We start from the raw sequence: 12,439 nt of genomic DNA, 5'->3' as shown, positions 1-12,439 counted from the left end.
ATTTAGAGAAGCCTTTGTTTTTTGTTTTGTGTGCGACTCTTTTAGGAAGACACAAGCTTGGTAAACTGAGATGACTTAAGTTTTCAGGTATTTCTTGTAGCTGCTATAATTCCGATCTGTAGTATGTTTACCAAATATAAAAACAAACACTAGTAAATATCACCTCATCAAGCATCCCACTCGTAGTAACAAAACTCTATAATTTATTAGTTATCTACCCCCTACCTCCACCCCAAAATTCTCAAAATTATGACTACTCCATTCCCTCGCTACCACATTACAACTTTCGGTTGCCAGATGAACAAAGCCGACTCTGAACGTATGGCTGGTATTTTAGAAGACATGGGATTTGAGTATTCAGAAGACCCAAATCAGGCGAAGATAATTCTTTACAATACTTGTACTATACGTGATAATGCTGAACAAAAAGTATATTCGCATCTAGGTAGGCAAGCCGATCGCAAGCGTAAGGAGCCTGATTTAGTTTTGGTGATGGCAGGTTGTGTGGCACAACAAGAAGGGGAATCGTTATTACGACGAGTGCCAGAATTAGATTTAGTGATGGGACCACAACATGCGAACCGTCTCAAAGACTTGTTGCAACAGGTTTTCGATGGTAATCAAGTGGTGGCGACAGAATCAATCCATATTCTCGAAGATATTACGAAACCGCGTCGCGACAGCAAAGCGACTGCATGGGTAAATGTTATTTATGGATGTAACGAACGCTGTACCTATTGCGTAGTTCCTAATGTGCGCGGTGTGGAGCAGTCACGAACTCCAGCAGCAATTCGTGCAGAGATGGAAGAGCTAGGGCAACAAGGTTACAAGGAAGTAACATTATTAGGTCAAAATATTGATGCCTACGGACGTGATTTACCAGGAACTACACCAGAAGGTCGCCATTTGAATACTTTGACGGATTTGCTGTACTACGTTCACGATGTACCAGGAATTGAAAGAATTCGTTTTGCAACTTCCCATCCCCGTTATTTTACGGAACGTTTAATTAAGGCTTGTGCCGAATTACCCAAGGTTTGTGAACATTTTCATATACCTTTTCAGTCAGGTGATAATGAAATTTTGAAGCGAATGTCTCGTGGTTATACACAGGAAAAATATCGCCGCATCATTGACACAATTCGTAAATATATGCCTGATGCATCGATTAGCGCAGATGCAATTGTTGGTTTCCCTGGGGAAACGGAAGAACAATTTGAAAATACACTAAAATTAGTGGACGATATTGGGTTTGACTTACTCAATACTGCCGCATATTCGCCACGTCCAGGTACGCCTGCGGCTGTGTGGGAGGAACAATTAAGTGAAGAAGTGAAAAAGGACAGATTGCAACGGCTAAATCATTTAGTCAATATTAAAGCTTATACACGATCGCAAAGGTATATGGAACGTATCGAAGAGGTGTTGGTGGAAGATCAAAACCCGAAAGATGCAATGCAAGTAATGGGAAGAACTCGTGGAAACCGTTTGACATTCTTTACTGGTAATATAAATCAACTCAAGGGTCAAATAGTGCAGGTGAAGATTAACGAGGTACGGGCGTTTAGTTTGACGGGTGAAGTTGTCGGTAAAGTTTTAACAGGTTGTAGTTCTTATTGAGCCATCAGAAAATATAGTGAGAGCGGTTAGCGATTAGCTACAAGACCTATAAATAAACGCTAATAGCATTTTGAGAAGTTTATTTTCTAACCGTTCTTAGTATACGTCTCCGCAAATTGACTAATTACGAATTTATGCCGTTAATTATTGCTGGTACTTCTAGTGGGGTAGGCAAGACAACAGTTACCCTCGCCCTACTTGCTTATTTGTGCCAAAAAAAACTTCGGGTGCAATCGTTTAAAGTTGGTCCAGACTATATAGACCCGATGTTTCATCGATATGTCACAGGGAGAGCTTGTCGTAATTTAGACCCTGTTTTGACTTCTGAGGATTTCGTACAAGAATGTTTTGCAGGGCAGACTCAAGAGGTTGATTTTGCCCTAGTGGAAGGGGTGATGGGTTTGTTTGACGGGGTTGGGGTGGAGAGGGGTTTCCCTACTTCCCTACCTTCTTTTGCAAGTACAGCACATATTGCTAAATTACTCAAGATTCCGGTGTTGTTGGTAATTGATTGCAGTCGTTTGTCGGGTTCCGTGGCTGCGATCGCCCATGGTTATTCTACACTTGATCCGCATCTCAAGATTGCGGGATTGGTATTAAATCGAGTTGGTAGTGATAGGCATTTGGAATTATTAAAAAATGCTCTCGAAGCTTTACAAATTTCTGTTTTTGGTGTATTATGGCGCGAAGATAATATTAGTATTCCTGACAGACATTTGGGTTTAATTCCCACCGAAGAATTACCAGAGTTAGATAGTATTATTTCTCGACTGGCGGCATTAGGTAAGAGTTGTTTTGATTGGGAGCGGTTATTACCGCTTTTACAGATTGGGGAAGAGAGGGGATGTGGGAATACAGGTGTAAATGAGGACAAGGAAGAGATTTCTCCATATCTTCGAGTATACCCTGTGTCTAATACCCGAATCAGAATTGCGATCGCATTTGATAAGGCTTTTAATTTTTATTATCAAGATAATCTTGATTTGCTGGAAAAACTGGGTGCAGAACTGGTTTTTTGGAGTCCTTTAGTCGATACAAATTTACCCGAAAATATTCAGGGAATGTATTTTGGTGGTGGATTCCCGGAGATGTTTGCAGAGCAGTTAGCAAATAATACTAGTGGAATAAATTCTGTCAAAAATGCGATTTTGGCAGGGATGCCGACTATAGCTGAGTGTGGGGGATTAATGTATTTGTGCGATCGCATGATTGATTTTGCGGAAACAGCATATCCTATGTTAGGAATATTACCTGCAATCGCAACAATGGATCAACGTTTAACTTTGGGTTATCGTCGTGCTGTGGCTTTGCAAGATGGTTTATTAGTTCCGGCAAATACTGTGATTTATGGGCATGAATTTCATCGTTCCCGGTTATTATTAAATCCTGAGTTCTCCTCCACAAAACTCCTATTTACAACTTCTCGTTACGACACTGATGAATTCACAGGTTACGAGGGATGGAATATTCTGCCGAATCTTCATGCTTCCTATATTCATCTGCATTGGGGAGGTAATCTGGAAATTCCTCAAAGGTTTGTTGAACATTGTCATCAATTTCGAGAAGTTTTCAATCATGCATAACAACTCGACTTTTTTGCTATCTCAATGGAAGTTTCACAGGCAATAATTTTGTATTTTTGATGGCAGATGGCAAGAAAACAAAAAAAGTGATTTCGGGAGAATGTAAATTAGACATTCATCATTTCCACTACTTATTATCCTCAACTCAAAGCATCACTCAGTACAGCTTGATGAATTAATGCCCTATCTAATAAAAACTGAATTTTATCAGCTGATAAAGGCTCACCATTGGCATAATGTTCAATCCAAGCCGTACTAATTTCATTCGCATCTTCCGGTAAATTTGCCAAATCCCAACCCGGCATATCAGTATCTTCCATCAATCGATTAACTTTGGGATCATAACTGAGTGCAAAAGTCTTACATCCCTCACTTGCTGCCATAATTAAACTGTGTAAACGCATCCCAATTGCCATATCCACACCGCGAAACACACCTTTTAAAACTTCCGGCTCCTCAAAATGTAATATCTTACTCACATCCTTCAGTGCCGGTTGAATTGCTTGAGCGATCGCCATGTCTTGAGTTTTCTGAAATGGCAGTAAAATAATATAAGTTTGTGTAGCTTTCTGAAAATCAACCAAAGCCTTAGTAATTCTTGCTAATTTTGGTGCAGTTAGCTGGGAATGGCTTCTCAAAGTCACAGCAACCCTTGGCGCAGGCAAATCCCATAATCCCGGTGTTGGTTTTGATTTTAGCGCCCATACGGGGTCAGGAGCCAGAAAATGAGGCACTTTCCAGCCAGTTAATAATTCAGTACTCTTTGTATCCCTAACACTGACTTTTGTACAACCCGCAAAGGTTTTTTGCGCTACCCATTTAGTTTGCGATCGCAGCAAAGGACCAATCCCCTGTGCCCATGCTACAGTAGTTAAGCCCATTTTTTGTGCCAATGCCATCAAACTCACGTAATAAAACGGGCTAATTGCACTGGTTGCGTCTTGGATAAGGCTACCGCCACCCCAAATAAAAGCATCGCAGGAGCGCAAAGTTTTAATGACAGTCGGTATGGACATTCTTTCCTGGGCTTCCACCCCATAACGCTGACTCGTTTCCTGGGGATTCCCTGACAGCACCACAGGCGTAATATGGGATGGCAACATCTGCAAAAGCGTTGCTAGTAATGCCTCATCTCCACCATTCCCCTTGCCGTAATACCCAGATAATAATGCCCGCATGATGATTTTTAATTTAAAGATTTCAGATTTGGATATTTAGATTAACAGCTTTCCGATAAACTGAGTATCTGTCACTGTTACAGAAATTCGAGAATTGGACATTTCTCAAAGACAGGGGGAGTAAGCCAGTTGGCGGTGTCGGTTTCCGTCCCGTCGTTAGCCTAGCTCCTCCGAAGGGTGGAAGAAAAGAAATTTACTTATCAAGAGGAGTTAGCGGGGAAATTTTTTTCTGCCAGAATCCGCGAGTCTCACTGTTTTACAAAGCGTCTTGGAGACAAAAAACTATTCTTTTCCCCCTATCCTCCCATCTTCGTGTCACCTTGTCGCCCATTCATACATCCCCTTTGTTTCCCCTTTAATTTATGCACGCACTTTCAATTCCCACCTGGATAATTCACGTTTCCAGCGTTATCGAATGGATAGCCGCAATTTGGTTAATTTGGACGTATGGTGAAATTACTCAAAATCGCACCTGGTTTGGCTTTTCTCTCGCCATGCTACCAGCATTAGTCAGTGCCATGTGTGCTTGCACCTGGCATTATTTTGATAATTCCCCTGCTCTGGAATGGTTGGTGACGCTACAGGCGAGCATGACTGTGTTTGGCAATTTTACTCTTTTAATCGCAGCATATTTTATCTGGCGGAATAGTCAGCCGGAACAAGAATTAAATTCTTCAGATAACCAACAGCCTATTTCCGCAAAAGGCATTCAGGATAGTAACTAAAAAATATATTCAATCCGGCTAATCAATCAAAAATATACAACCTCAACATGATTTCCAAAGAAACCTTATTTGCCCTGTCTTTATTTCCCTATTTAGGCTTTTTGTGGTTTATTACCCGTTCCCGACAAATGCCAAAATTAGCTTTATACGGCTTTTATGGAACTCTCGTATTTGTCGGTGTCACTATCCCTGCGGGCATTTATGCTAAAGTTCATTATGGAGAAGCTTTGGCGAATATTGATTGGTTACATGGTAGCGCTGAAGTATTTCTCACACTGACTAATATTTTGATTGTGTTGGGATTTAGTCAAGCGGTAATAGAAAAGAAAAGGCAAGCCTCCAAGTGATTTGGGCAAGCAGTTTTTACAACAAATGTATTCTTGATGTAGATGTAAATTATATCACCTGACTTTACTGGATGAGAGATATGCGATCGCAGTAACTATGTTGTATTTATTCACAAACAAATAGGTACAATCATGGAGCGAAAACACAGGAGTTAAACAAAAGTATCCGGGAGTTTTCAAGGCATGAAGCTGATATCTGAAGCACCCAATTCGGTTAAAATTCAAAAGATGAAGGAACGGGTGCTATGGCAGCATCCAAGTATGATTGAGCATGGGATTGATCAAACTTCCATGGTTCTGGATGATGGTAAGCAGGATTGTCCAGATTTTTCGTTTATGGTTATTGGTGATAGTGGCACGAAACCACATCCCAATTTTCACCCCCAACGCAAAATAGCAGAATTAATGCTGCCACACCAGGAGGAATGTAGTTTTGTCTTGCATACTGGTGATGTGGTTTATGTAGTTGGTTCCCACGAATATTACCGGCAAAATTTCATTGAACCCTATCGTGAATTTTTGGAGGGTGGGGAAGATACAAAACGCATCACTTACGATCGCATGACTTTCAAGACTCCTATTTTACCTGTTTTGGGGAATCATGATTATTATGATGTGCCCTTAATTTCCCGTCTGGTTACAGGTAGCACTCAGGTACTCAGAAGATTTTTTCAGTATAAAAATATCGAAATTGGTTGGTATGGTTCGGGACAAGGAAATGCTTTTGCCAGGGCTTTTCTCGATTATTTACAAGATATTAAGTCCCGACAATTTCTGGAAGAACATTTAGATACCTATTACACTGCCAAAACTGATACAGGCAGATGTTTGCGTTACTTGCCAGGATTTTTTACTCGTCTTCCCAATCGTTATTATACGTTTCGTTACGGTGGGATTGACTTTTTTGCCTTGGACTCCGATACTTTCAACACACCCTCACCCATCCCTGATACAGAAGAGGGAGAAAGCGATCGACGTGAGTTAGAAAAGCGCCGTCGAGATATTGAACTTGAAGAAATTGAAATTTTGGATGCTCGTGGGGAGCTAAATTTAGATAATCCCCATGATGCGCTACAACTTGATGCTCTCAATGCCAAACTAAATCAAATCGATGAGGTAAAAATTGATATTGAGAAACAACTGAATGCCAATATCGGCGAAGTTATTGACTGGGAACAGTTGAATTGGCTGAAACAGCGCTTAATTGAGTCTTGGTGTAGTGAAGAAGTGCGGGGACGTGTACTTTATTTTCACCATCCACCCTATGTAACTGAAGCCAGTAAGTGGAAGCAAGCGCAAACTTTAGCAGTGCGTCATCGATTACGGCAAGTTTTTGATGCTGTTGCGGAAACTTTAGGTTCTCAACGGGGAAAACGTCCAGTTGTTGATTTAATTTTAAATGGACATGCACATTGTTTGGAATATTTACAAACAACTGATACTGGACATGCAGACTCCCATCTCAATTGTATTATTTCTGGTGGTAGCGGTCATCGTCCCCGTCGCCATCGTCCGGAAGGAAATGAGTTAATGGAGAAGTTTGTCAGTGCTGCGGGCGATTATGAGTCGAAGGTAGCAGATTCACACTTATTTGTGGGACGTACTGGGAAAAATTTATCTAGGGTGCTACCGTATTCTTTTGTGCGAATTGATGTGAAATCTGGAAATCCTCCAAAGTTTTTTGTACGTCCGTTTGTGGCTAAATGGAGTCAGGAAACATGGGAGGATATTTCCATGCAACCATTTGAGTTATAAGTTGGAGCAATACGGTTCGGTTAAGCAAAAATGGCTATTAGCGGTTAGCTTTGAGCTTTTAGCTTTGAGAATCAATAGCGTATAGATATTCAGTCTTATTTTTACCCTTTTGCTCCCTAATCGAACTGTATTGGCAGTTAGAGTATCCCCGCAAATTGAAAAGTGGGGATTTTCATCAATGCACAGTATTTCTAATTTCTCAATACTGTCTGAGCAAGAGACACATCTTGTTTTTATTAATAATTATTTATAATTATTAATATTCCAAATATTAGGAATTGTATAGAGTCAATAAATTATGAAGTATAAAAAAACTATTATTACAATTTTGAGCATTTTTCTAGTTATTTTCCTCTCTACTTTTGCTTTTACTAATCCAGCAATTGCAAATGTAACTACAGATATTTACCAACAACTTCCCAAGCATAATCCCGATGGAATTGGTAAGTTTTATATGGGGCGAGAAATTGCACGGGTAATGAGGCATACAGGTGCAGGTTGGTTGGAACGTCAGAGTCGTGAAGTGGAGGAGCAACCAAGTAAAATAGTTGCGGCTTTAGGATTACAAGCAAATGATATTGTTGCTGATATTGGTGCAGGTACAGGTTATTTAAGTTTTTTAATTGCACCTTATTTGTCGCAGGGAAAAGTTTTAGCTGTGGATATTCAGCCAGAGATGTTGGAAATAATTGGATATTTTCAGCAGGAGAAAAATATTAGCAATGTTGAGACGATTTTAGCAACAGAAACAAGCCCAAATTTACCGCCTGAAAGTATTAATTTAGCTGTCATGGTTGATGCCTATCATGAGTTTGCCTATCCTCACGAAATGATGGTGGAAATTGTCAAAGCTTTAAAGCCTGGTGGTAGAGTTGCTTTTGTGGAATATCGCGGGGAGAACCCATTTATTATGATTAAAGCTTTGCATAAAATGACCCAGAAGCAAGTGAAGAAGGAAATGCAAACAGTTGGTTTAATTTGGCGAGAAACTAAAAATATTTTGCCACAACAACATCTGATGATTTTTGAAAAATCTTCGATTTGAAAAGTAAAAATATAGCCAATACTTAATTTGTAATTAAATCAATGAAATTAAATTAAACTAAATTTATTGCGCGGGAATCACACTCACTGCTTTTGTGTTACTATCCCACGTTATCCAATTAAATTTACTATCTAATTCATTGCCCGTATTTGCGACTTTAAAATAGAGTTTCTCTCCACCTCTTTCAATGGCAAAATCAGCATTTTGAGCATATATAACTTTAAATCCCTTATCGCGTAACACAAACATTGCCCATTGTTTGAGTGATTGCTTGGCAGGCTCGTGGGGAATCAGAGGTCTTTGAATTGCGTCTTCAATTACTTGATATAGTTTGGCTGGTTGTGACATCTTTTAAAATTTAGGAGTTAGAGAATTATTAGGTTAATAATTAGGTTAATAATTAAATTATTAAACAGGATCGCAGCGAATTTCCACCATAAACCCATCGGGGTCATAAAAATAAACACCTCTACCAGTGGGACGGGTGACAGGACCATGGGCGATCGCAATCCCATTCTCTCGCAAAACCTGCACTGCGTGATCAAATAATTCTGGTGCAATATCAAATGCTAGATGGTACGCTCTGGTAAAGCTGTGTTCTGGATTGGGATGGGGTGGTGACAAATCAGGTTCCCAAAATAAGTCGATGATTGTCCCATCGGGAGTTTCAAAATTAGCAACTTTCCCTTCTGCAACTAGCTGGGCTAAGGTTGCGGGAATTTCCTCACCAACGAGTTCATGTAATCCCAAAATCTGACTGTAAAATTGACGCGAAGCTTGCATATCTTTGACATTTAAGGCAATATGGTGTACTCGGCGTAAATCACCACGTGCCAATACAGTTGTAAGAGATGGAAGGGGCGATCGCATAGTAATTTAAGAAGGGAGATATATTTACATTTATGCTGAAGCTAGCACTGTTCGATTGAAATCAACATCTACTGGCACTCAAGCTTGCAGTCTTAATCGTTCCCTAATTCAGCAATTGTAATATTTAATAGTTTAATTTTCATCTGCTACTTGCTAAACTCGCTGTCGGCGAATTAGTAAGCTAAATAATCCAGGTTGCTGTGCTAGTTGTTCAAAACTACCTTGTTGGACTAATCTACCATTTTGCAACACATAAATTCGATTTGCATTCCGAATTGTACTTAAACGATGGGCAACGACAATTCTTGTGACATTTAATTTTTCTAAACTTTCGCTAACTATTGCTTGAGTTTTATTATCTAAAGCACTGGTGGCTTCATCAAACAGCAAAATTCGCGGACGTAAAGCTAATGCACGGGCTATTAATAATCTTTGTCGCTGTCCTCCCGATAAGTTAGTCGCGCCTTCACTAACTACCGTATGCATTCCCATTGGCATTGCGGCAATATCTTCCGCTAAACCTGCCATTTTTGCAGCTTCCCAAGCCTCATCCATTGTTAAAACAGCATTACTGGAAATATTTTCAAAGATAGATGCAGACATGACACGGCTATTCTGCAAAACTACACCTAACTGACGACGCACCGCATTCACATTTAACCCCGCAAGTTCTTGTCCGTCATAACAAACGCTGCCGGATTCTGGGTTTTCAAATCCTAATAACAGTCGAAATAAGGTGCTTTTACCGCTTCCTGATGGTCCCACCAAGGCAATAAATTCTCCCGGTTCCGCACGTAAGCTGACATCATCCAAAGTTAAAGCGCCATCAGCACGGTAACGAAAAATCACATTTTTAATTTCCACTCTTCCCGATAATCTACCGGGGTCAGATTTACTACTATCAACTTCCGGTGTGGCTTTGAGGATCGGTTGGGCACGTTCCCACAGAGGTAAGGCTTCGAGGATATCGACAACCGTGGTACTTAAGCTGGTGGCACCACCAATAAATGTACCAAATGCAGCATTGAAAGCGAGGAAAGTACCCGTAGAGAAGGCTGTTGCCCCATCTGCCTGGGATTGTTGTAATAGGTTGGTGGCAAAAGCAAAAATTACGGCTGGAGTGAGGGCTGAAAGAATATTATTAATAACTACTAGGTTATCATCGATACTTTGGGAATCCATCATTAAGTGTAGTTGATGGCGATATTGCCGACCCCAGTAAGCAAATGCCCTAGCTTCTGCCCCTGATGTACGAAATTTTGATACACCTCCAATAATTTGTACCATCATCCCAAAGAGTTTACCTTGCATATTCAGGAGGGGACGAACTTTGCGGATGGTGAGAATGCCAGAAACGATGGTGACGGCAATATTAATGAGGGCAACAAGTGCCGCAATTAATGCCAAGGGAAAACTGTAGTAAAATAGCAATCCTAAATTCAGCAAGGAAAAAACACTGGAAAATAGAGTTTTGAGGATAGTATTGCTGAGTTTTTGGCGAATTTGACTAATGACAGAAACGCGGGCACTTAAATCACCGATAGAAAATTCCCGGAAAAAAGACGGTTTCAAAGTCAAAAGTCGATCCCAGACTGCCGCTTGGGTGGTAGTATCCGCAAAGGTTTCCAAGCGCATAATCGCAAACCCTTGGGTAAGTTGGAATAAAGTTGCACCCAAAGTTGTTGCCACTAAACCACAAGCAATTTGGTACAATAAGGCTCGATTAGCATCGGGAATTGCTTGGTCAATGAGAATGGCAGTAGCTTGCGGCGCGATCGCACCTAGTAGTGTGGTAGCAATTCCTCCTAGCAATAGTGTCCACAGTTCCTGGGAACGTCCGTGGAGAGCAAATTTCAGCAAAGATGTTGCCTGCAATATCTGCGGTAAAGGTCGATAAAAGGTGTATGCGGTTCCCGAAATTGTGCTGGCGGTTTGGCGATCGCATTTTATCCGTTTTTGTAAAATTGGGTCAATAATTTCGTAACGGGTATCGGAAATCGGTAAAATCGCCACCGGGCGGTTATCTTCTAAAGTGTAAGCCAGTAAAGGACCGCTATCCTGTAACCACCATTTATCCCGCAATGTAATCCGCCGCACTCGAATCCGAGAAGCACGGGCAACTGCATCCAAAGGATCACGCACCCGTCGTAAATCCTCCGAGTTAGCAGGAGGACAAATATTAATCCCCAAAAATTTACCCACCGCACCCGCCGCAAATAATAAGGCTTCATCATGGGTTAGTGCTTGTTTGACGGTGGCAACTTGTTTTTCTTGGGCATCAAAAATACTGGCAAATTCTGTAAGTGTATTCGTAATTGCTTGATTATTTAACCTTTCCCTGGCTTGAAAGCGTACTAACTCCGCCTGATTTTGCTGTTGCTCTAATTGTGCGATCGCTTGTAAGACAAAAGTTTGTAATCTATTTAAACCAGTTAATAATATATTGGCATCGTCAATATTGTCACTCAGAATTGAGTCAATTTCGACAATATCTTGGGATTGTAACCATAAATATGTTTCTAGAGGAATTCTACCAAGATGAGAGTCAATTTCTAAGCTATCTAATCCGCATAAATTCCCTTTCCCTTGGAGGATTTGAGTCCAAACCACAGTGTCGTGACTCGCTTGAAATACTTCTCCTGCACCTAAAACACCACATCCGGGAGCTTGCATTGGTGTTGGTAATTTTGGCGAAGTAATTTCCGAGATAGTAGCACCAAGATGATGTACCCAAGTATCAATTTTTGTTGCTAACGTTGATTCTTGGTTGAAATCCCCATAATTTTGGCTCTCTTTTTTTTCGTGAATAAATAACTCAGAAAATTCATCTGTCGAAAGTAATAAAAGCTCGCATTCTTCCAAAGCAACCGCAAGAATTTGATGTCCCCCATCCACCGATATGGGAGGAACTGCAAACATCGCTTCCCCAGCCTTCACACTAAATAAATAACGTCTTCTACCCTTGGGTATACCATTTTGCACATTAATTGCAAATAGAGCCAAAGAACCCGATTTGACTAACCAAATATGATTCCCATCATCAAGTAACAGAGGGTCATTACTTTTGAAAAAATACAATTCTCCAAATACGCCAATGCTGTCACCTTCAGCCAACATGAGCAATCTCCCAAACTAAATCTCTGTATCTATCGGCAAGCAGCCATGAAACCACGCTGTATCAGAGACTATTTCTAGTTCTGCCGAAGCTATGCAGAAATTAGTGTTCAGAAGCAGCTAATCTCTTTCGCAATTCTCTATCTACACCAAATGATTGAGTTGCCTAAAGCCTTGAATCACACTACTTTCCAGGCATATT

General features: G+C 40.6%; 10 protein-coding genes. 6 read left to right on the top strand and 4 right to left on the bottom strand.

The features are described from left to right. The first annotated feature begins 249 nt into the window (after window positions 1–249). Together miaB and VB733_RS23965 are read left to right on the top strand one after the other, a co-directional pair. The gene (gene miaB, locus VB733_RS23970) at window positions 250–1,620 is read left to right on the top strand and encodes a tRNA (N6-isopentenyl adenosine(37)-C2)-methylthiotransferase MiaB (RefSeq protein WP_323342565.1); all 1,371 of its coding nucleotides are present in this window, start codon (window positions 250–252) and stop codon (window positions 1,618–1,620) included. Between the two features lie 134 nt (window positions 1,621–1,754). Beyond that, window positions 1,755–3,203, top strand: coding sequence for a cobyrinate a,c-diamide synthase (locus VB733_RS23965; RefSeq protein ID WP_323342564.1), 1,449 nt, complete (start codon window positions 1,755–1,757; stop codon window positions 3,201–3,203). Between the two features lie 140 nt (window positions 3,204–3,343). Here VB733_RS23965 and csaB read toward each other — a convergent pair whose 3' ends face one another. Next, window positions 3,344–4,381, bottom strand: coding sequence for a polysaccharide pyruvyl transferase CsaB (gene csaB / locus VB733_RS23960; RefSeq protein ID WP_323342563.1), 1,038 nt, complete (start codon window positions 4,379–4,381; stop codon window positions 3,344–3,346). Window positions 4,382–4,743: 362 nt separating this feature from the next. On the opposite strand from csaB, the gene VB733_RS23955 reads away from it, so the two are divergent. From VB733_RS23955 to VB733_RS23940, 4 genes are all read left to right on the top strand, one after another. Next, window positions 4,744–5,106 carry a DUF2499 domain-containing protein gene (locus tag VB733_RS23955; RefSeq protein ID WP_323342562.1) on the top strand — a complete coding sequence of 121 codons (363 nt, stop codon included), beginning with the start codon at window positions 4,744–4,746 and terminating at the stop codon, window positions 5,104–5,106. Window positions 5,107–5,153: 47 nt separating this feature from the next. Further along, window positions 5,154–5,453 (top strand): DUF3593 domain-containing protein, encoded by a 300-nt coding sequence (locus tag VB733_RS23950; RefSeq protein ID WP_323342561.1) that lies wholly within the window; start codon window positions 5,154–5,156, stop codon window positions 5,451–5,453. 183 nt (window positions 5,454–5,636) lie between these two features. Next, window positions 5,637–7,208: a metallophosphoesterase family protein gene (locus tag VB733_RS23945; protein WP_323342560.1), complete on the top strand. Its 1,572-nt coding sequence runs from the start codon at window positions 5,637–5,639 to the stop codon at window positions 7,206–7,208. 298 nt (window positions 7,209–7,506) lie between these two features. Further along, window positions 7,507–8,253, top strand: coding sequence for a class I SAM-dependent methyltransferase (locus VB733_RS23940; RefSeq protein WP_323342559.1), 747 nt, complete (start codon window positions 7,507–7,509; stop codon window positions 8,251–8,253). A 63-nt stretch (window positions 8,254–8,316) separates the two neighbouring features. Here VB733_RS23940 and VB733_RS23935 read toward each other — a convergent pair whose 3' ends face one another. From VB733_RS23935 to VB733_RS23925, 3 genes are all read right to left on the bottom strand, one after another. Beyond that, a complete protein-coding gene (locus VB733_RS23935) occupies window positions 8,317–8,601 on the bottom strand; it encodes a hypothetical protein (protein WP_323342558.1) in 285 nt (94 codons plus the stop codon). A gap of 60 nt (window positions 8,602–8,661) precedes the next feature. Further along, entirely contained in the window at window positions 8,662–9,123 is a 462-nt protein-coding gene (locus tag VB733_RS23930; protein WP_323342557.1) for a VOC family protein, read from the bottom strand. A 153-nt stretch (window positions 9,124–9,276) separates the two neighbouring features. Beyond that, a complete protein-coding gene (locus VB733_RS23925) occupies window positions 9,277–12,240 on the bottom strand; it encodes an NHLP bacteriocin export ABC transporter permease/ATPase subunit (protein WP_323342556.1) in 2,964 nt (987 codons plus the stop codon). Window positions 12,241–12,439: the final 199 nt, after the last annotated feature.

The sequence above is a fragment of the Calothrix sp. UHCC 0171 genome (genome assembly GCF_034931845.1).
Classification (GTDB): domain Bacteria; phylum Cyanobacteriota; class Cyanobacteriia; order Cyanobacteriales; family Nostocaceae; genus Brunnivagina.
This window is presented reverse-complemented; position numbering and strand designations above follow the sequence as displayed.

Coding starts and splice junctions, on each gene's coding strand:
- miaB (WP_323342565.1), top strand. CDS start 250: ATGACTACTCCATTCCCTCGCTACCACATTACAACTTTCGGTTGCCAG.
- VB733_RS23965 (WP_323342564.1), top strand. CDS start 1,755: ATGCCGTTAATTATTGCTGGTACTTCTAGTGGGGTAGGCAAGACAACA.
- csaB (WP_323342563.1), bottom strand. CDS start 4,381: ATGCGGGCATTATTATCTGGGTATTACGGCAAGGGGAATGGTGGAGAT.
- VB733_RS23955 (WP_323342562.1), top strand. CDS start 4,744: ATGCACGCACTTTCAATTCCCACCTGGATAATTCACGTTTCCAGCGTT.
- VB733_RS23950 (WP_323342561.1), top strand. CDS start 5,154: ATGATTTCCAAAGAAACCTTATTTGCCCTGTCTTTATTTCCCTATTTA.
- VB733_RS23945 (WP_323342560.1), top strand. CDS start 5,637: ATGAAGCTGATATCTGAAGCACCCAATTCGGTTAAAATTCAAAAGATG.
- VB733_RS23940 (WP_323342559.1), top strand. CDS start 7,507: ATGAAGTATAAAAAAACTATTATTACAATTTTGAGCATTTTTCTAGTT.
- VB733_RS23935 (WP_323342558.1), bottom strand. CDS start 8,601: ATGTCACAACCAGCCAAACTATATCAAGTAATTGAAGACGCAATTCAA.
- VB733_RS23930 (WP_323342557.1), bottom strand. CDS start 9,123: ATGCGATCGCCCCTTCCATCTCTTACAACTGTATTGGCACGTGGTGAT.
- VB733_RS23925 (WP_323342556.1), bottom strand. CDS start 12,240: ATGTTGGCTGAAGGTGACAGCATTGGCGTATTTGGAGAATTGTATTTT.